Below are 20,100 nucleotides of genomic sequence, written 5' to 3' on the forward strand. Positions count from 1 at the left end.
AGCGACACCGGCAGCAGCCACAGCGACGGCGTCACCGACAACAATCAGCCGACGGTGCAAGGCACGGCCGAGGCGGGCACACGGTACGGTGTATGTCGACGGCACGGCGGTGGGCACGGCGACGGCAAACGGCAGCGGCGCGTGGAGCTACAACCTGGCCAGCCCGCTGACTGACGGCAGCCACAGCATCCGCGCGACGGCGACCGACGCGGCGGGCAACGTCAGCGCGCAGTCTAGCGGCTACAACATCACCATCGACACCGCGGCGCCGCCGGCGCCGACGGGTCTGGCGCTGAGCGCGGCCAGCGACACCGGCAGCAGCCACAGCGACGGCATCACCGACAACAACCAGCCGACGATCACCGGCAGCGCCGAGCCGAACAGCACGGTGACGGTGTATGTCGATGGCACGCTGGCAGGTACGGCGACGGCCAACGGCAGCGGCGTGTGGACTTACAACCTGACCAGTGTCTTGGCCGAAGGCAACCACAACGTGCGGGCGACGGCGACCGACGCCGCCGGTAATGCCAGCGGCCAGTCGACCGCGTACAACATCACCGTCGACACCACGGCGCCGGCTGCGCCAAGTGGCGTGGCGCTGAGCACGGCGACCGATACCGGCAGCAGCCGCAGCGACGGCGTCACCGGCAACAACCAGCCGACGGTCACCGGCACGGCCGAGGCGAACAGCACAGTGACGGTGTATGTCGATGGAACGGCGGTGGGCACGGCGACGGCCAACGGCAGCGGCGCGTGGAGCTACAACCTGGCCAGTCCGCTGGTCGATGGCAACCACAGCATCCGGGCCACGGCGACCGACTCGGCCGGAAATATCAGCGGGCAATCGACGGGGTACAACATCACCGTCGACACCGCCGCGCCGCAGGTCCAGACCATCAGCGCCGGCGGTCCTCTCGACACCTCCGCCAGTACGCTGTCCTATCAGGTGACGTTCAGCAAACCCGTGGCCTCCTTCACCGCGGACAACCTGAATCTGGTCGTCAGCGGCAGCGCGCATGGCGCGATTTCCAGCGTCACCGCAGTCAACGCCACCACGTATGCCATCCAGCTGACCGGCGTCGGCGGCACCGGCTCGCTGTCGTTGGCGATCAAGAGCGGAACGGTCAGCGACAAGGCCGGCAATCTGTTGACCGGACAGGCAACCGCGCCGTCGTTCCATGTCAGCGCCCAGGCGCCGACAACGGTTGTAACGCCGGCGCCGACAGTCGTTCCGACACCTCCCGCCGCAGCCGCCAACACCATCCAGCTGCCGCCGATCACGCCCAATATCGTGCTGGCGGCGGTGGGAGGCACGCCGACGGTAGCCACCGGCAACGAGCATGCCGACAACGCGGCGCAGAATCTGCTGTCGGATGCCGCTCACGCCGGCACGGGCGTCAATTCGCCGTCGCTGGGCGCCAACGGGCTGGACAATGTAAACGGCGGCGCGCCTTCCTTCGTCAGCAACACTGCCGGCAATCCGACCATCGCCCTGCAGGTGAATCCGGACCTGGGCGTGCGACCCGTGGCCGCGGGGCAGTCGTTCACCATCGTGTTGCCGCCGGCCACCATCATCAGCCGCGAGTCTTCGGCCAACCTCAGCATCGTGGCGCGCCAGAGCAATGGCCAGCCCCTGCCGGCTTGGCTGAAGTTCGACCCGGCGACGGGCCGTTTCACCGGGCAGGCGCCGGCGGGATGGAACAAGCCGGTTTCGATCGACATCCGGGTGCAGGACAAGACCGGCCATCATGGCAACAGCCACATCCAGCTGAATTTCGGCAAACGGCAGGCGACGACGCAGGCGCGCAAAGCGACGCCGGACGCCGGCAAGCTGGCGCTAAACCGGCAGTTCGACAACCACGGCCAACGTGGCTTCCTGCAGCGGCTGGCGGCGCTTCTGGGGGATGACAAGCAGGGCTAGCTTCGCCGCTGCGGGCGGGGCTGCAGAAAATAGACAGCGATAAGGATGGCCAGGGTAAACCGACAATGCTCTAAAGGGGGCAGTGAGATGCAATCCGATTATCAGGTAAGGCCGCGCTCGCGCGGACTCCGATTGGTTCCGCTGGCGTGCGCGCTGGCGCTGGCCGGATGCGCGGTAACGCCGCAACCGTTGAGCCTGGCCGAGCGCCAGTCCCAGCTCCGGGCCGACCGGCAGACGATGTTCGGCAGCCAGGAGGCTGTCAGCGCGCCGGTGACGCTGCAGGAGGCGATGGCGCGGGCGCTCAAGTACAACCTGGACTATCGGGTGAAGCTGATGGAGGAGGCGATGGCGCAGCGGCAGCTGGACCTGTCCAGCCTGGACATGCTGCCCAAGCTGGCGCTGGCCGCCGGCTACACCACCCGCAGCAAGGACAACGCGTCGTCGTCGCAGAACGTCGCCACCGGCGAGCAATCGCTGGTGCCGTCCATCTCTTCCGAGAAGCGCGACCGCACCGCCGATCTGAACCTGAGCTGGAACGTGCTGGATTTCGGCGTCAGCTACTACTCGGCCCAGCAGCAGGCGGACCGGGTGCTGATTTTGGAGCAGCGCAAGCGCAAAGTGGCTCAGCAACTGATGCAGCAGGTGCGCGAGGCGTGGTGGCAGGCGGCCGGCGCCCAACAGCTGCAGGGGCGGGTCGATGCCTTGTTGAAAGACGCCCAGTCCGCGTTGGAGGACGCGCGGCAGGTGGAGAAGCAGAAGCTGCGCTCGCCGCTGGACGCGCTCAACTACCGCCGTCAGTTGCTGGATGTGATCCGCCAGATGAGTGCGGTGCGCAACGCGCTGTCGCAGGCCAAGCCTCGATTGGCCGCGATCATGAATGTGTCGCCGGGCCAGGACTTCCAGGTGGCGACGCCGTCCGGCATGCCGGTGCCGACCTTGGGCATGGATGTCGACCGGATGGAAGAGATGGCCTTGCTGAACCGGCCGGAAGTGGTCGAGGCGCAATACAGCAGCCGCATCAGCGCGCTGGAAACCCGCAAGGCCATGGCCAAGCTGCTGCCCGGGCTGGAGTTCAGCGTCGGCCAGCATTACGACAGCAACAAATTCCTGGTCAACAACTCCTGGAGCGACGCCGGGCTGCGGATCAGCTGGAACCTGCTGAACCTGTTCAGCGCCGGGCCGATCACCCGGGCTGCCGACGCCCAGAAGCAGGTCAGCGAGTCGCAGCGGCTGGCGCTGAACATGGCGGTGCTGACCCAGGTGCACGTCGCCTATCTGGATTTCCAGGGCAAGTCGCGGCAGTACGAACTGGAGCATGAGCTGAGCGGCGTCGACCAGGCGATCTATCAACAGACCCGCAACGCGGTGGAGAGCGGCGCGTCGGCGCGGCTGCAGGGCATACTCGCCGACGCCAACGCGGTGTTTTCATCGCTGCGGCTGTATCAGTCCTACGGCGATCTGCAGAACGCCTACGGACTGATGGGCGCCAGTCTGGGTCTGGATCCGCTGCCGTCCACCACCAAGGGTTACGACCTGGCCTCGTTGAGCCAGGCGCTGCAAGGCGCGGAAAACCAGTGGCAGGGGACCGTCTCGGGAGGCAAGCAATGAGGCTGGCCTGGGTCGTGATGGCCATGTCGATGGCCGCGCAGGCCGCGCCGCCGGCCACTGCCGCCGACGGGAGGATACGCGTGCAACTGATGTCGCGCCACGCGGTCACCCTGTCCAGCGAGATTCCGGCCAAGATATCGGCGATGCCGGTGGTGGAGGGCGGCGGCTTTCGCCGTGGCCAGCCGCTGGTGGAGTTCGATTGCAGCAGCTACCGGGCCCAGCTGCGCAAGGCCCAGGCCTCACTGGAGGCCGCCAGTCAGTTGCTGAAGGTGAACAACCAGCTGGCCAAGTACAACTCGGTCGGCACGCTGGAGCTGACCCAGGCCCAGGGCAAGGCCAAGGAAGCTGCCGCCGACGCCAGCTACGCGCAGACGCTGGTGTCCAAATGCAGCATCGCCGCGCCCTTCGACGGCCGGGTGGCCAAGCGCAGCGCGGCGGTGCACCAGTACGTGAACCCGGGCAATCCCATCCTGGATATCGTCGATTCCGACTCGCTAGAGCTGCGCATGCTGGTGCCGTCCAAATGGCTGGCGACGCTGAAGCCGGGCAGCCGCTTCACCGTGGCGGTGGACGAGCTGGGCGCCAGCTTCCCGGCGCGCATCGAGCGACTGGGCGCGCAGATCGACCCGGTCAGCCAGACCATTCTGGCGATAGGTGTGATAGACGGCAAAGCCGCCAACCTGCTGCCCGGCATGAGCGGCTGGGCCAGCTTCAAGTAGCCGCCATGGGCCACGCCGACCGCAGCCGGGAACTGGCCACGTTGCTGCAGCTGTTGCATCGCGCCCGCGAGGCCGATGGCGCGGAACGCCTGGGTTTCGTCATGGTCAACGAGACCCAGCATCTGCTGCCCTACCGTCAGGCTGCGTTCTGGCGCGAGGGCTTGCGCGCCCATGTCGCCGTCTTGTCCGGGCTGGCCGAGCCGGACCCCACCGCGCCTTATCTGCAATGGCTGTCCGCCTTGTTCCGCCATCTGGCGAAAGAGGATGCCGACCGGCTCAGCGTGTGTTGCGACGCAGCCGGGCTGCCCGAGGCGCTGGCCGACGAGTGGGCGCACTGGCTGCCGGAGCACGGCTTGTGGCTGAGGCTGGACGGGCTCGGCGCGCTGCTGCTGGCCCGCGATCTGCCATGGAGCGACTACGAGGTGCAGCTGGCCGAGGAACTGGCGCACGGCTATGGCCACGCCCTGCGCCAGCATGCGCCGCGGCGCGACTGGACGGCGCTGGCGAAGGCGTGGCTGCGCGAGGGCCGCCGCCGCAAGCGTCTGCTGATCGCCGCGCTGCTTGTCGTCTGTTTCCCGGTGCGGCTCAGCGTGCTGGCCCGCGCCGAGGTGGTGCCCAGCGATCCCATCCTGCTGCGCGCGCCGGTGTCCGGGGTGATAGACAAGGTGGCGGTCTTGCCCAACCAGCCGGTCCGACGCGGCGCGGCCTTGTTCGACCTGGACGCCACGGTGCTGTCCAGCCAGCTGGCGCTGGCGAAGGAGGAAGCCAGCGCGGCGGAGGAAAGCTTCCGCGCCAGCGCCCAGCTGGCGCTGACCGACGACAAGGGCAAGCTGGCCCTGGCGCAGGACAGGGCCAAGCTGGAGGAGAAGGACATCAGCGCCGATTTCGCCGGCCGGGAGTTGAAACGCTTGCACGTCACCGCGCCGGCCGACGGCGTGGTGGTGTTTTCCGACCGGAACGACTGGCAGGGCAAGGCGGTGGCCTTGGGCGAGAAAGTGATGACGCTGGCCGATCCGGCCAAGGTGGAGTTGGCCGCCTGGCTGCCGGCGGCGGAGGCGATCGACCTGGAGCCGGGCGGCAAGGTGACGCTGTACCCGAACGCCACGCCGTTCCAGTCGTACGAGGCCACGCTGCTGCGGGTGGCCTACAAGGCCGAGGCCGGCGAGGGCAATCTGCTGGCCTACCGGCTGCAGGCGCGGTTTGCCGCTGGCCAGCGGCTGCCGCTGCTGGGGCAGATGGGCACCGCCCGGGTTTATGGCGACTGGGTGCCTCTCGCGTATTACGCGCTGCGCCGGCCGCTGACCGCCGCGCGGCAATGGCTGGGCTGGTAGCGTGGCCGCCCGCGTGCTGCCGCCGTTGCGCCAGGAGCTGACGTTGCATGCCGGCCCGGATCTGGCGGACGGATCGCCCAGCTGGATGCTGCACGATCCGGCGGCCAACCGCTACTACCAGCTGGGCTGGGCGAGCTTCGAAATGCTGTCGCGGTGGGCGCTGGGCAGCGGAGCGGCGGTGCTGGAGGCGGTCAATACCGAAACCACGCTGCGCCTGGGCGAGGACGATCTGGCCGAACTGCAGCAGTTCCTGTCGCAGCATCAGCTGCTGCAGGCGGCGGACAGCGACTGGCTGTGGCGGGTGCGCCAAGCCGGGCGGCCGAGCCACGCGATGTGGCTGTTGAAGAACTACCTGTTTTTCCGCATCCCCCTGCTCCGGCCGGAGGCCTGGCTCAACCGCCTGCTGCCCTGGTGCGGATGGCTGTTCCGGCCCGCGTTCTGGTGGGCGATGGCCGGCGTCGCGCTGCTGGGTCTGGCCTTGGTTTCGCGCCGCTGGGACGAATTCACCCATACGTTTTCCGGCTACGGCGGCTGGAGCGCGGCGCTGGGCATCGCGGCATCGCTGAGCCTGGCCAAGATGTCGCACGAGCTGGGCCACGCGCTGACCGCCCGCCATTTCGGCTGCCGGGTGCCGGCGATGGGCGTGGCCTTCCTGGTAATGGTGCCGGTGTTGTACACCGACACCAACGACGCCTGGAAACTGCCTTCGCGCCGCCAGCGGCTGTTGATCGGCGCCGCCGGCATGCTGACCGAGCTGACGCTGGCCGTCTGGGCCACGCTGGCCTGGTGCGCGCTGCCGGAGGGGCCGCTGCGCGCCGGCGTCTTCCTGTTGGCCACTACCACCTGGCTGGCGACCCTGGCCATCAATTCCAGCCCCTTCATGCGCTTCGACGGCTATTTCCTGTTATCCGATTGGCTGGGCGTGCCCAATCTGCACGCTCGTTCCTTCGCGCTGGCGCGCTGGCAGCTGCGGCGCTGGCTGCTGGGCTTGGACGATCCGGTGCCCGAGCGCTTTCCGCCGGCCCGCCAGCGCGGGCTGATCCTGTTCGCCTGGGCGACCTGGCTGTACCGCCTGGTGTTGTTCACTTCGATCGCGCTGTTGGTCTACCACATGTTTTTCAAAACGCTGGGCCTGCTGCTGCTGTTCGTGGAGCTGGGATGGTTCATTGCCAGGCCCATCGTCGGCGAGGTTTTGGCATGGTGGCGCCGCCGCGCCGATTTGCGCTGGAGGATGGAAACCCGGCGCAGCGCCGCCCTGTTGGCCCTGCTGCTGCTGTTTTTGATCCTGCCGTGGCAGAACGAACTGTCCAGTCCGGCGGTGATGGGCGCGGCGCAGTCCCAGGGGCTGTACGCGGCGGAGGCCGCCGTGGTCGCCGGCGTGAGCGCGCGCGAAGGGCAAAGAGTGAGAGCGGGACAGGCGCTGGCGCAGCTGGCTTCGCCGCAACTCGACCAGCGCCTGGCCTTGGCCAAGGTGCTTGAGGCGGATCTGGCCTGGCAGGTCGCGCAGCAGTCTTTCAACAGCGAGCTGCAGAGCAAGGGCACTGCCTTGCAGCAGCAGTGGCAGGCGGCGCGACAACAAGTGGCGGGCTTGCAGAGCCAGCGGGACCGGCTGGCGCTGATCGCGCCCTTCGCCGGCCGGGTGGCCGATGTGAGCGAGGCGTTGAGGCCCGGCACCGTGGTGGCCCAGGGCGAGCGTCTGTTGCAGGTGGTCGGCGCCGATGGCGTGAGGGGCGAGGCTTATGTCGACGAGGATGGCCTGGCGGGCCTGCGGCGCGGCGATGCCGCCCGGTTCGTGCCGGACAGCGGCGAGACCTGGGCCATTGCCTGCCGGCTGGGGCCGATAGACCGCTTGAACCAGGCGGCGCTGGAGCAGCCGTTGCTGGCTTCCGTGTATGGCGGACCGATTCCGGTCGAGTTGAGAGACCATGATCTGGTGCCCTTGCGCGCGATTTTCAGGGTCCGGCTGGAGGACTGCGGCCGGCGAGACCCGCCGTTGCGGGAAATGCCCGGCTGGGCGCGTCTCAGCGGCGAGCGCTACAGCCTGCTGTCGCTGGGTTGGCGCAGGCTGGCGGCTGTGCTGGAGCGCGAGGCGGGGCTGTAGCGGCCCGGCCGGGGAGGCGCGCGCGGGGTTCCTATTTCCATGAACTGGCAAGGAGACATGTGTGTCTGCCGAACTTCATTTTTCCTCGTTATGCCCGTCCTTGTCGCTGCGTCCGGCGCGTCAGGCCGACGCGCCTTGCATCGACCGCATTTACCGCAGCGCGCGTCCCGACTTGCAGTGGATAAGCGGCGACGCCGAGTTGATCGACACGGTGCAGCGCCAGCAATTGCAGGTGTTGCAACAGGGAACGGGGCAAAACTACCCGAACGCCATGCATTTCATCGTGGAAAAGACCGGCGGCGCGGTCGGCGCGGTGATGGTCGATTTCGGGCCCAACGAAGTGCGCATCATTTTCCTGGCCATGCTGCCGGAGGCGCGCGGCCAGGGTTATGGCAAGGCTGTGCTGCAAGGGCTGCAGCAGGCGGCGAAGCAGGTGGGCGCGCCGCTGGCCGTCGTGGTCTGGCATAACAACGGCGAAGCGCGCCGGGTCTACCAGTCGCTGGGTTTCGTGCTGGAAGAGGCCGGCGCGATGGCCGACAAGCTGGTGTGGCATCCGGATGGCCGGGCCATGATGGCCGGCGTGGTCTGAGGCCGCCAGCCGGTTCCGGCTGGCGGAGAGGCGCTAGTTGAACGGCAACTGGAAATAACAGTAGCGCCGGTCGCGGCCCATCGCGCCGGTGCGGCTGATCCACACATTGTCCAGCGTGCGCGCCGGCAGCACCCCGGCCGCCGGCAGTTGCAACTGGCCGACGGCGTCGACCAGTTCGGTGGTCGCGGTGGCCACCAGCTCCACCACGAACGGCGTGCGTTCGCTCCCCTCCCGTCCCGGCACCTGGGACAGCGGCTTTTGCCGTATCGATTGCACCTGCAGTTCCACCTCCGGCCACGGCGCCGCGCGAAAGCGGCAGCATTGCCCCAGAAGCGGCGTGAAATCCTCGCTGCTCAGCGTGTCCAGCATGGCATTCCCCCTTGCATGGCAATGCCGGCGGACGCTATCCGCTCCGCCGGCAGGCTTGTGTTTATTGTCGCGTCGGGAACAGGCCCTGAACCGCGATGCAGAAGTTCAGCGCCAGGAAGGGGTTGAGCACGCTGACCGGGGTGGTGCCGCCGGCCACGTCGGTGTTGCCGGTCAGGCCCAGGCCCTTGACGGTGACCGGGCTTTCCAATTGCTGGCTCCAGATGGTGGCTAGGCCGGTGCCGCCGCCGGAAGCGCCCAGATAGGGATTGCTGGTGCTGGGCGCGCTGGCCGGCGTGGTCGGGTTTGGAATCGTCGATGCCTGAAAGCTGACATTGACCGCCGAGGTGCCGTGGGCATGGAGCGGCATGTTGGAGGTGAGCAGGGCGACGGTTTGCTGGCCGCCGAAATTGCCGATCGCGTAGGACGGCAGGTTGTAAGTGGGTTGGGCCGGCCCGATGCTGATCGGCATCCGGCCACACAAATTGGGCAGTTGGAAGTTGGTGCTGCCGTTGCCGCCGTAATGATTGCCGATGACGGCGAACAGCGCCTGGTTTTGCGAGACTTGCAGCGTCTGGCCCTGGCATTGCGCCCAGTCGACCGGGGGATAGTCAAAGGCAAAGGGGATAATGCTGCCGATATAAGCTTCCACGTTCGCTCCTTCGTCAGATGATCCCGTCGGCGGGGTGCCGGCAGGGGAAAAAAACCCATCCGTTGACATAGGTTTAGTCCATGGGGTTTTAAATTCAATCGACATTGCCCGTTGTTTTGCCAGGTAGTTTTACCTAGGAACCATATGTCGGGCAGGCGGCGGGACGCTGGCCATGGCCGGCGGGCCGCAGAGTCGGAGGAAACATGTCGCAGTGGGTGGCCGGCGTCGTCGCTTGCGCTTTCCTGCCGGCGCTGCCCGGCACATGGTGGATTGGCTTGGCGGCAGGGATGGCCGCCGCCGCGGTTGCCGGATGCCGCGGGCGGCCATGGCTGCGGCAGGGGGCGGTCTGCGCGCTGGCCTTGCTGCTGGGCCTGGGTTACGCCGCCCTGCGCGCGCAGTGGCGGCTGGAGCAATCGCTGCCGCCGGCGTGGTGGCAGAAGCCGGTCGAGCTGGTCGCCACCGTCCGGGGCTTGCCTGACCCAGGCGAGTACGGCATCCGGCTGACGCTGGAGGTGGAGAAGGCGCTGACGCCAGGCGTCGCGCTGCCGGAGCGGGTGCAGCTGCACGACTACCAGCGGCGCGACTGGCCGCCGGGCAGCCGTTGGCAGTTGAGCGCGCGTTTCAAGCCGCGGAGAGGCAGCGCCAATGCCTTCGGCTTCGACGCCGAGCGCTGGCTCTGGTCCGAGGGGCTGCTCGCCAGCGGATCGGCGGGCAAGCCACGCCAGCGGCTGCCGGACCGGAACGATCTGATGGCCTGGGTGGACCGCTGGCGGGGCGCCCAGGTGGCGCGCATCGAGCGCGCGCTGGGTCCCGGGCGGGAATCGGCGCTGGTGGCGGCCTTGACCGTGGGCGCGCAGCAGCGGATCGCGAGAGAGGATTGGCAGTTATTCGCCGCCACCGGGCTGACCCATATCGTTTCGGTGTCCGGCTTGCACATCACGATGCTGGCGGCGCTGGTGGCCTGGATGGGCGCCCGCTTGGTGCGCAGGGTGCCCGGGCTGCGGGCTCCCCGGGTGGCGACGGCGATGCTGGCGCTGTCGGCGGCAGCGTTGTATTCGCTGTTGGCGGGCTTCACCGTGCCGACCCAGCGCACGCTGTTCATGCTGGCGACGGGCAGCGCCTGCCTGCTGTGGCGGCGTCAGCTGTCGCCTTTTCAGGCCTGGTGGCTGGCTCTGGCGCTGGTATTGCTGCTGGACCCGTTCGCGGCGCTGACGCCCGGCCTGTGGCTGTCTTTCGGCCTGGTGGCGGCGTTGATGTTCAGCTCGCTGGCGCGGCGGCGGCCTCCCGTCGGCTGGCGGGCCGCGGCGTCGGGGCAGTGGGCGGCCGGCATCGCCAGCCTAGCGCCGCTGGCGGCGCTGTTCGGCGGTTTCCCGCTGCTGTCGCCGCTGGCCAATGCCTTGGCCATCCCTTATGTCTCCGTCTTGTTGACTCCCCTGTCGCTACTGGCCGTCGCCCTGCCCTGGGATGGCTTGTTGCCGCTGGCGGGCGGGCTGGCGCGCGGATTCTACTGGATGGTCGGCGTATTGGCGCATGGGCCGGCCTGGCACGTGGCCGGCGCGCCATGGGCGTTGCTGGCGCTGGCAGGCATCGGCAGCGTGTGGCTGATCGCGCCGCGCGGCGTGCCCGGCAAGGGGCTGGGCGGATTGCTGTTGCTGCCCTTGCTGGTCTATCGGCCGCCGGGGCCGGAATGGGGCGTCGCCCGCGCCACGGTGCTGGACGTGGGGCAGGGCTTGTCGGTGCTGGTGCAGACGGCCGACCATGCGCTGCTGTTCGATACCGGCGCGGGCGAGGCCGGACGCGTGGTGCTGCCGCAGCTGCGCGGCCTGGGCGTTGATCGGCTGGACGCGTTGTTGCTGTCGCATCACGACAGCGACCACGACGGCGCGGCGGCGGGCGTGAGGGCCGCGCTGCCGGTGGGGCGGGTGTTGGCGGGGCAGCCGGAAACCGCGCCGGGCGCGGCGGGATGCGCGCAAGGGCAGGGCTGGGAATGGGACGGCGTCCGTTTCGACATGCTGGGTCCGCCGCCGGGATGGCGGGCCGACGAGGATAATGCCCGAAGCTGCGTATTGAGGGTGGCCACGCGACGGCAGGCGTTGCTGCTGAGCGGCGACGCGCCGGCGCGGATGGAGGAGGCGCTGGCGGCCCAGCCTGGCCTGCGCCTGGCCAGCAGCGTGCTGGTCGCCGGCCATCACGGCAGCCGCACCGCCAGCAGCGAGGCTTGGCTGGCGGCGGCGAGCCCCAGGCTGGCGGTGGTCAGCGCCGGGCACTTGAACCGCTATCGCCATCCGCACCCGCTGGTATTGGAGCGCTTCCGGCGCGCGGGGGCGGCTGTCTTGCGCACCGATCTGGACGGCGCGCTGACGCTGGAGATGGGGGACGCGCTGGCCTGGCGCTGCCTGCGCCGCGAAGCGCCTCGCTACTGGCGCGATGCCGGCCCCTGCGGCGATGAGGCGGTCACTCCCCTTGATTGACCAGCGCCACCACGCGGTTGCCCTTGCCCTGGTAGCGCAGATCGTCGAACGAGAGCTTGCGGGCGATCAGGATGCCGCGGCCGTGGCTGTTCATCAGCGAGGACGGCTCGGCGTTCTGGTAGTACTCCCAGTCGAAGCCCGGCCCCATGTCCTCGATGACGAATTGCAGCTGCTTGCCCTGCTGCGAGAACGCCACCGTGATCTCACGGTCGCGGTAAGTCGGCGCGGACAACCGGCTTTCCAGCTCCTGTTCCCAGGTGCCGGCGGCGATCAGCTGGCTTTTCTGTTCGTAGCTGATTTCCAGGTTGCCGTGCTCGATGGCGTTGACCAGCAGCTCGAACAGGCCGGTGGCCACCCGTTCCGGATGCGGGCAGGTTTTGGCCAGCAGCGCGGTGATCGCCTGGGCCTCGCGGTGGCTGCGGCAGCGGAAGGTGGCGGCGTTCAGGTGCTTGAGCGCGTCGACGTGGAGATTGGCCAGTTCCCGGAAATGGGCATAGCGGTCCCAGTGGCCGACCGCGGCGCCGACGATGGCCAGCAGCATGTCGCGCGAGAACGGCTTGGTCAGGTAGTAGAAGGCGCCCGCGGCCAGGCCCTCCTGCACGCTGGAGGCGGCGCCCATCGCAGTCTGCATGATCACCGGCAGGAATTCCAGCCGGGGCTCCGCCTTGATTTTCTTCAGCACGTCGAAGCCGCTCATGCCCGGCATCATCTTGTCCAGCAGCACGGTGGAGTACTGCTCGCCTTCGCTGGACAGGATGTCCCAGGCGATTTCCCCGTTTTCCGCCTGCCGGGTTTCATAGCCGGCGTCCTGAAGCAGCTCCGTCATCAGCTCCAGGTTGAAGGGCTCGTCGTCGACGAGCAGGAGTTTATGAGACATCGGAGTCGTCCTCCTTTAGCTGAAAATGGCAGGGAATCGCGAAAGTGAAGATGGCGCCGCCCTGGGGCAGGTTGCCGGCGGTGATCCAGCCGTGATGGGCATGCATGATTTCGCGGCTGATGGCCAGGCCCAGGCCGGTGCCGCCGGCGCCGGTCTTGGTGGTGCTGCTCTGGATGAATTTGTCGAAGATGGTTTCCAGCTCCTTCTCCGGGATGCCGGGGCCGCCGTCTTCGACGCTGGTCATGATCCAGTCGGATCCGTCCCGCTCGGTCAGGCATGCCCGCACTTGGATTTCCGAGCCGGCCGGGCTGAACTTGATCGCGTTGGACAGCAGGTTCCGTATCACCTGCCCCAGGCGGAAGGGGTCGATGTCGGCCGCCAGCATCTCCGGCTCGCAGCTCAGCTTCAGCTGGATTTGGTTGCGGCCGGCCAGCGGCGTCATTTCATCGCACGCTTCGCGCAGGCATTGCGTCAGATTGCCGCGGCCGATCGAGTATTCCATCCGCCCCACTTCCATCTTGGCCATGTCCAGCAGATCGTTGAGCAGAGTCAGCAGCCGGCTGCCGCTGGTATTGATGCGGGCGAAGTACTGCTCCGCCTTGGCGTCGCCCAGCCCCTGCGCGCGCAACTGGCCCATCTCTGTGAAGCCTAGGATGGCGTGCAGCGGAGTGCGAAGCTCATGCGACATATTGGCCAGGAACTCGGTCTTGGCGCGGCTGGTTTCCTCGGCCAGGATCTTGGCGTGGCGCAGCGTTTCCTCCACCGCGCGCTGGGCGGAAATGTCCTGGTACACCCAGATGGTGCCCAGCTTGGGCACCGAGGGGTTGACCGCGCGGCCGTGCAGCCGGCACCAGAACAGCTGGCCCTTGCCGGTGCGCAGCCTCACTTCGGTTTGCACCACCTTGCCGTCGTTGAGCAGGCTGTACAGCGCCTTGCCGGTGCGCTCCCATTGCTCTGGATTCTCGAAATAAGGCCTGGTGGGCTGGCCTATCACGTCCATGCCCTGCTGCTGGAACAGTTCGAGGAAGGCGTGGTTCACCTGGCGCAGGTGGCGATCGACGATATAGGCCATCGCCAGCGGGCTGGCGTCGAGCAGGGCCGCCAGTTGCCGGCTCTGTACCTCGACTTGCTCGGCCAGGCTGTTTTTCAGCCGGATCAGCGCCTCTTCCTGCTCCTTGCGGCGCGAGATGTCGCGGCACACGGTGACGTAGAACCAGTCGTCCGGCATCACCACCCGGCTCAAGGACAGTTCCACCGGCAGGCGCTGGGCGTCGCTGCGCAGCAGGCTGGCCTCGAACGGCCGGCCTTCGTGGCGCTGGGCGGTCTGCTCGAACGGGGGGCTGGGCTCAGGCGTGTACAGTTCCGGGAACAGCACGCCGACGGGCAGGTTTTCCAGCGACTGGGCGCTCTGCTCCACCAATTTGGCGGCGGCCGGATTGGCCTGGATGATGTGGCCGTCGCGGTGGATCAGGATGATGGCGTCCGAACTGGCCTGCAATATCGCGCGTTGGCGCGCCTCGCTTTGCGCCAGGGCCTGCTGCGATTGCTCGCGGTCGTTGATCTGTTCGCGCAGCGTGCGGTCGAGCTCCTGCAACTGCAGGCGCAGGCTTGCCGCGAGCCTTTCCAGCAACAAGCCGCCGCGCAGCTGTCGTTGCTGCGCCAGCAGGAGCAGGGCCAGCACCAGCGCGGACGCCGCCAGGATGATCCAGGCGACCGGGCCGAGCTGGGGACGCACCGGTTTCAGCGCGTAGGCGCCCAGCTGCAGATCGGTGCCGCCTATCGGGCTGAGGCGGGAGAATATCGGCGAATCGGTCGGCAGCGGACGGCCCGGCACCGAGTCCAGCAAGGGCGTGTCAGGCTGGTTTTTGCCCCAGGCCAGCAGCCGCACATGGTGCAGGGGGTTGCCGCTGATCAGCTCGTTGTTGATCGGTTGTATCAGTTTGTCCTGGCGCAGGTGCAGCAGCAGCAGCGTATGGTCGTTGCCCAGGCGGGTGACGACGTCCAGGCGCGGCATGCCGGTATCCAGCGGCTGGCCGGACAACAGCATGGGCTGGTCGCTGCGGCGGGCCAGGTCCAGCACCCATTTGGAGTTGCCCCGGTGGCTGAGATCCAGGCCCTGCGGCAGCGCGTTGGCGTCGTCGGGCAGGTAGCTGGCCACCGGGTAATATTGCAGTTGAATCGGACTGGCCTGCAGATGCTGGTTCTGCAGGAAGCGGATGCTGGTGGCGATGCGGTTTTCAAACGCGGCGCGGCGGTTTTGCTCCACCAGCTCCACGGTGCCGATGCCGGCGAACACGCTGTCGTCGCGGACGACGCGGCGCGCCAGATCGGTCAGGCTGTGGGGGGCGTCGGCGCTGGCCAGCTGTTGCGCCAGCATGCGGGAATGCTCCAGCGCGTTCTGTATCTGCAAGATCACGATGCCGGTGCCCAGCGCGCCCCAGTGCTGCAGCTGCTGCTGGCGCTCTTCCCGGTCATGCTCCAGCAGCAGCCAGTATTCGCCCAGCAACAGGCCTAAGCCCAGCAGGCCGCACAGCAGCAGCGAGGTGAGGCGGTTCAACCTCGGCATGGGCTCCCTCGTCAGCGATCGCTCAACTCTTGGTACAACGCCTCGAATTCACGGGACAGCTTGTGGCGCGGATCCAGATAGATCATAGGCCGCGCGGCCTGGTGCGATTCGCGGATCTTGACCGAAGCCGACAGCGGGGAAGCCAGCACGGGCAGGCCCTCCGCCTTCAATTCGTCCACCAGCCGCACCGGCAGGCTGGCGCGCGGCTGGAACTGGTTGACCACGATGCCCTCGATGAACAGATCGGGATTGTGGTCGGCGCGAATCTCGTCGGCGCTTTCTTTCAGGTTATAGAGGGCCTGGCGCGAGAACGCATCGCAATCGAAGGGGATCAGACAGCGGTCGGCCGCGATCAGCGCCGAGCGGGTATAGAAATTGAGCGCAGGCGGGGTGTCTATCCAGATCTCGTCGTATTGTGGCGCCAGCTGGTCCAGCGCCTCTTTCAGCTTGAACATCTTGTAGCGCGATTCCAGCTTGGCCATCAGCTCGGACAGCTCGGGGTGCGAGGCCAATAGCGACAGGCCGTCGATGCCGGAACCGCGGACGAACTCATGCGGCTCCTTGGCGAACAGCGAGATGTTCAGCATCTGCTGGAACAGGTCGGCCAGGCTGGGGCCGGCTTCGCCGCCGGCGGCGCCGAGCAGGTAATGGCTGGCGTTGCCTTGCGGGTCCAGGTCGATCAATAGCACGCGCCGGCCTCGGCTGGCCGCCACCGCCGCCAGATTGACGGCGATGGTGGATTTGCCCACCCCGCCTTTCTGATTGAATACCACGCGTCGGATGGTCATGGAGACTCCTGTAGTTGGGCGGTGCGGCAGGCGAGATGACGGGGCGCTGCGGGCTTGGGCGCCCGGTGGTTTTCAGAAACCGGGCTGTCCTTTGCAAACCAGCAGCATTTGTTGATAACTGGCTGAATTCTGCACCACCGGCATGGATTTTATCTGACCGTCATTATAGGAGAAGCTGGCGATCTGGCGGCCGTTTTCGTCGAACAAGGTCATGTCCAGCAAGCGGAAGGTGTGCTGCGCGCAATCGATCTGCCAGGTGTTGAGCGAGGTCTTGTGCCGCGGGGTGGTCAGGAAGTTTTCCTTCTTCAGATTGAAGATGGTCTTGCGGTCGCGGAAGGTCATCACCGCGCCCTGGCGCTTGATCGACAGCAGGTCCAGCTCGTTCAGGATATTGCCGTTGGGCGAGACGCCCAGATTCTGCCAGTCGGCGCTGGCCTGGGCCGGCGCGGGAGCGGAAGGCTTGACGGTTTGGGTCGGGGTGGTCCGTTGCGGCGCGGCGGCGCAGCCGGCCAGCAAAATCGCGGCGGCCAGGGTGGTGAACAGGGTGCGCATGAATGTCTCCAGAAGATGGCGCCAGTGTCGCATAGCCGGGAGCGCGGGAAAACCGTTTGCGGCGCCGTGGCAGATTTTTGCAGAAAGTCCGGAACTTTATCGCGGCGAGGCCGGTCTTTCGTAGTGCGAGAGCATTTTTCCTCTTCGTTTCACATTGTCTCCATCCAACTTGAGGCCGCCATCACCTGGCGGCCATTTTTTTGCCCGGCTCGTCCCGGGGGCCTCCTTGCCGTACAATGGCGTTTTCTCCCGCGCCATCCCGTCCCGCTCATGCACGACGCAGTCTCCATCCTCAATCATATTTTCGGCTACCCGGAATTCCGCGGGCAGCAGCAGGAGATCGTCGACCAAGTGGCCCACGGCGGCCACGCGCTGGTGCTGATGCCCACCGGCGGCGGCAAGAGCCTGTGCTACCAGATCCCGGCTTTGCTGCGCGACGGCGTCGCCATCGTGGTGTCGCCGCTGATCGCGCTGATGCAGGACCAGGTGGCCACGCTGCAGGAACTGGGCGTCGCGGCGGCCTGCCTAAATTCGGCGACTTCTCAGGACGAGGCGCGCGATATCTCGCGCCAGGCGCGCGCGGGCACGCTGGACTTGCTCTATGTGGCGCCGGAGCGGCTGTTGACGCCGCGTTTCCAGGAGTTCATCGCCAGTCTGAAGATCGCCTTGTTCGCGATCGACGAGGCGCACTGCGTCAGCCACTGGGGCCACGATTTCCGGCCGGAATACCAGCAGCTGGGCATGCTGGCCGAGCAGTTTCCCTATGTGCCGCGCATCGCGCTGACCGCCACCGCCGACGAGCAGACCCGGCTCGACATTATTCATTACCTGAAGTTGTCCGAGGCCAGGGTGTTCCTGTCCAGCTTCGACCGGCCCAACTTGTTCTACCAGGTGGTGGAAAAGCACAACGCCAAGAAGCAGCTGCTGGATTTCATCCGCCAGGAGCACCAGGGCGCCACCGGCATCGTTTACTGCCTGTCGCGCAAGCGGGTGGAAGACACCGCGCAGTGGCTGAGGGAGAACGGCATCGAGGCGCTGGCCTATCATGCAGGCATGAGCCATGCCGAGCGCGAGGCCAACCAGCGGCTGTTTCTACGCGAGGACGGCATCGTGATGGTGGCCACTGTCGCCTTCGGCATGGGCATCGACAAGCCGGACGTGCGCTTCGTCGCCCACATCGACATGCCCAAGAGCCCGGAAAACTTCTATCAGGAATCCGGCCGCGCCGGCCGCGACGGCCTGCCGTCGGCCAGCTGGCTGTGCTACGGCCTCAACGACGTGGTGCAGCTGCGGCAGATGATAGAAGGCGGCGAGATGGCCGAGCTGCAGAAACAAGTGGAATTGAGCAAGCTGGACGCGATGCTGGCCTTCTGCGAAACCGCCGGCTGCCGCCGCCAGCACATCCTCGCCCATTTCGGCGAGGCGAGCAAACCATGCGGCCATTGCGACAACTGTCTGCATCCGCCCATCACCTACGACGCCACCGAGCCGGTGCGCAAGCTATTGTCCTGCATCTATAGAGTGGGGCAACGTTTTCCCACCGGCCACGTCATCGATGTGCTGCTGGGACGGCAGAACCCCAGCATCGGCCATCACCGCCACGACCAGCTCAGCACCTACGGCATCGGCAAGGACATGAACCAGCGCTGGTGGCGCTCCATCGTCCGCCAGCTGGTGGCGCGCCAACTGGTGCAGGTGGATATCGCCCGCGGCCAGTCGCTGGTGCTGACCGACGCTTGCCGGCCGTTGCTGAAGGGTGAGCAGAGCATCTATCTGCGCCCGCTGGCCGACGAGAAGAAGTCGCGCGGCAGCGGCGGCGCCGACCGCTGGCTGCGCACCGAGCGCGAAGAGCGGCTGTGGCAGGCGCTGCGGCGCTGGCGCCGCCAGGTGGCCGACGAGCACAATGTGCCGGCCTACGCGGTGTTCTCCGACCGCACGCTGCGCGATCTGGTGGAAAAACGCCCGGATAGCCCGGCCGGCTTGCAGCGCATCTACGGCCTGGGCGAGTTGAAGCTGGCGCGCTACGGCGAGGCGCTGCTGAGCTGCCTGCGCGAGGCGCAGGAATAGGCAAAACGATTTGCCCAGCCATGAGTGGCGAAATTCTTATACAATCCGTCGCATATATGTAAATGCTGGAGAGTTTCATGGCTGTGAATCTGAATCCCCCGCAAGCCGGCCTGTTGCCGCCGGTCGCCGGCGTCGAACTGCTGGTGGCCGAAGCCGGCATCAAGACCCCGGGCCGCAAGGATGTGCTGGTGGTGAAGCTGGACAAGGGCAATACCGTCGCCGGCGTGTTCACCCGCAACCGTTTCTGCGCGGCGCCGGTGCAGCTGTGCCAGGAGCATTTGGCCGCCGGGGTGCAGATCCGCGCGCTGGTGGTCAACACCGGCAACGCCAACGCCGGCACCGGCTTCGACGGGCGAGAGCGAGCACTGTCCGTTTGCCGGGCGGTGGCGGAGCGGGACCAGCTGCAAACCGAACAGGTACTGCCTTTCTCCACCGGCGTGATTCTGGAACCTCTGCCGGCCGACAAGATCATCTCTGCGTTGCCGACGCTGCGCCAGGCCGACTGGGCCGAGGCTGCGGAAGCCATCATGACCACCGACACCCTGGCCAAGGCCGCCAGCCGCAAGTTGGATATCGGCGGCCAGGCGGTGACCATCTCCGGCATCGCCAAGGGTTCGGGCATGATCCATCCCAATATGGCGACCATGCTGGGCTTTGTCGCCACCGACGCGGCTGTCACCCGTCCGATGCTGAACCTGCTGGTGCGAGAGGTGGCCGACCAATCGTTCAATAGCATCACAGTGGACGGCGATACTTCCACCAACGACAGCTTCATTCTGATTTCCACCGGGCAGAGTGGCGCGCTGTTGATCGACTCGGCGGAGCAGCCGGCTTATCAACAGTTGAAGCAGGCGCTGCTGGATGTCGCCATCGAGCTGGCCCAGGCCATCGTCCGCGACGGCGAAGGCGCCACCAAATTCATCACCGTGGAAGTGAACGGCGGCCGCTCGGTGGCCGAATGCAAGGATGTGGCTTACGCGATCGCCCGTTCGCCGCTGGTTAAGACCGCCTTCTTCGCGTCCGATCCCAACCTGGGCCGCTTGCTGGCCGCCATCGGCTATGCCGGCGTCGCCGATCTGGACGTCGATCGCCTCTCTCTATATCTGGATGACGTACTGGTCGCCTGCGAAGGCGGCCGCAATCCCCTATATAAGGAAGAGCAGGGCCAGGCGGTGATGAACCAGAGCGAGATCACCGTGCGGGTGGAGCTGGGACGCGGCGCCGCCAGCGCAAGGGTGTGGACCTGCGATTTCTCCTATGAGTATGTGCGGATCAATGCCGACTACCGCAGCTGAGGTGGGGCTACGGCCTGGATAAGCACGAAAAACGCATCCATTAGGGAAAAGCTCCGAAATATCGGGGCTTTTTTCATTTTTCGCACGCAGCCTCTTAGGCTGAAAGCCCGATTTCTGAAGGCGAGAGGCAAGTCCTGCAAAAATCTATATGAATTAATTTATTAAATATCAATTGGTTGTGCGTTATTTTTATAAAA

The 20,100-nt window shown here is 66.7% G+C and carries 15 protein-coding genes; 9 read left to right on the forward strand and 6 right to left on the reverse strand.

Annotation, left to right across the window (positions count from 1 at the left end; translation table 11 throughout):
- Positions 1–88: 88 nt before the first annotated feature.
- From VL52_RS20435 to VL52_RS20460, 6 genes are all read left to right on the forward strand, one after another.
- Complete coding sequence (locus VL52_RS20435; RefSeq protein ID WP_052729439.1) at positions 89–1,921, forward strand: Ig-like domain-containing protein; 1,833 nt, start codon at positions 89–91, stop codon at positions 1,919–1,921.
- Between the two features lie 87 nt (positions 1,922–2,008).
- Positions 2,009–3,529 carry a TolC family protein gene (locus tag VL52_RS20440; RefSeq protein WP_046158775.1) on the forward strand — a complete coding sequence of 507 codons (1,521 nt, stop codon included), beginning with the start codon at positions 2,009–2,011 and terminating at the stop codon, positions 3,527–3,529.
- The gene (locus VL52_RS20445; RefSeq protein WP_082107348.1) at positions 3,526–4,248 is read left to right on the forward strand and encodes an efflux RND transporter periplasmic adaptor subunit; all 723 of its coding nucleotides are present in this window, start codon (positions 3,526–3,528) and stop codon (positions 4,246–4,248) included. The genes VL52_RS20440 and VL52_RS20445 overlap by 4 nt, the downstream gene beginning before the upstream one ends.
- 5 nt (positions 4,249–4,253) lie before the next feature.
- Positions 4,254–5,579, forward strand: coding sequence for an efflux RND transporter periplasmic adaptor subunit (locus VL52_RS20450; RefSeq protein WP_046158776.1), 1,326 nt, complete (start codon positions 4,254–4,256; stop codon positions 5,577–5,579).
- Position 5,580: 1 nt separating this feature from the next.
- Positions 5,581–7,680, forward strand: a complete 2,100-nt coding sequence (locus tag VL52_RS20455) for a site-2 protease family protein (protein WP_235429345.1) — start codon at positions 5,581–5,583, stop codon at positions 7,678–7,680.
- A 61-nt stretch (positions 7,681–7,741) separates the two neighbouring features.
- Positions 7,742–8,269: a GNAT family N-acetyltransferase gene (locus VL52_RS20460; protein WP_046158777.1), complete on the forward strand. Its 528-nt coding sequence runs from the start codon at positions 7,742–7,744 to the stop codon at positions 8,267–8,269.
- A gap of 33 nt (positions 8,270–8,302) precedes the next feature.
- Here the strand turns inward: VL52_RS20460 and VL52_RS20465 are convergent, their stop codons facing one another.
- Complete coding sequence (locus VL52_RS20465) at positions 8,303–8,638, reverse strand: hypothetical protein (RefSeq protein ID WP_046158778.1); 336 nt, start codon at positions 8,636–8,638, stop codon at positions 8,303–8,305.
- A gap of 61 nt (positions 8,639–8,699) precedes the next feature.
- The gene (locus VL52_RS20470) at positions 8,700–9,287 is read right to left on the reverse strand and encodes a phage tail protein (protein ID WP_046158779.1); all 588 of its coding nucleotides are present in this window, start codon (positions 9,285–9,287) and stop codon (positions 8,700–8,702) included.
- A gap of 203 nt (positions 9,288–9,490) precedes the next feature.
- Here VL52_RS20470 and VL52_RS20475 point away from each other — a divergent pair, with 203 nt between their 5' ends.
- Entirely contained in the window at positions 9,491–11,758 is a 2,268-nt protein-coding gene (locus VL52_RS20475) for a DNA internalization-related competence protein ComEC/Rec2 (protein WP_046158780.1), read from the forward strand.
- On the opposite strand, the gene VL52_RS20480 is transcribed toward VL52_RS20475, so the two are convergent.
- The 4 genes from VL52_RS20480 to VL52_RS20495 all read right to left on the reverse strand — a co-directional run bounded on the left by VL52_RS20480 (position 11,742) and on the right by VL52_RS20495 (position 16,541).
- Complete coding sequence (locus VL52_RS20480) at positions 11,742–12,635, reverse strand: ATP-binding response regulator (RefSeq protein ID WP_046158781.1); 894 nt, start codon at positions 12,633–12,635, stop codon at positions 11,742–11,744. The two genes, VL52_RS20475 and VL52_RS20480, sit on opposite strands and share 17 nt — an antisense overlap.
- Positions 12,625–15,201, reverse strand: a complete 2,577-nt coding sequence (locus VL52_RS20485; RefSeq protein ID WP_046158782.1) for a sensor histidine kinase — start codon at positions 15,199–15,201, stop codon at positions 12,625–12,627. Before VL52_RS20485 ends, VL52_RS20480 begins: the two co-directional genes overlap by 11 nt.
- Positions 15,202–15,212: 11 nt before the next feature.
- Entirely contained in the window at positions 15,213–15,989 is a 777-nt protein-coding gene (locus VL52_RS20490) for a ParA family protein (protein WP_082107347.1), read from the reverse strand.
- 72 nt (positions 15,990–16,061) lie between these two features.
- A complete protein-coding gene (locus VL52_RS20495) occupies positions 16,062–16,541 on the reverse strand; it encodes a surface-adhesin E family protein (protein ID WP_046158783.1) in 480 nt (159 codons plus the stop codon).
- Between the two features lie 270 nt (positions 16,542–16,811).
- Between VL52_RS20495 and recQ the strand changes: the two genes are divergently transcribed.
- Together recQ and argJ are read left to right on the forward strand one after the other, a co-directional pair.
- Positions 16,812–18,608 carry a DNA helicase RecQ gene (gene recQ, locus VL52_RS20500; RefSeq protein ID WP_046158784.1) on the forward strand — a complete coding sequence of 599 codons (1,797 nt, stop codon included), beginning with the start codon at positions 16,812–16,814 and terminating at the stop codon, positions 18,606–18,608.
- A 77-nt stretch (positions 18,609–18,685) separates the two neighbouring features.
- The gene (argJ, locus tag VL52_RS20505) at positions 18,686–19,903 is read left to right on the forward strand and encodes a bifunctional glutamate N-acetyltransferase/amino-acid acetyltransferase ArgJ (RefSeq protein ID WP_046158785.1); all 1,218 of its coding nucleotides are present in this window, start codon (positions 18,686–18,688) and stop codon (positions 19,901–19,903) included.
- Positions 19,904–20,100: the final 197 nt, after the last annotated feature.

The sequence above is a fragment of the Chromobacterium vaccinii genome, assembly GCF_000971335.1.
In the GTDB taxonomy this organism is placed as follows: Bacteria; Pseudomonadota; Gammaproteobacteria; order Burkholderiales; family Chromobacteriaceae; genus Chromobacterium; species Chromobacterium vaccinii.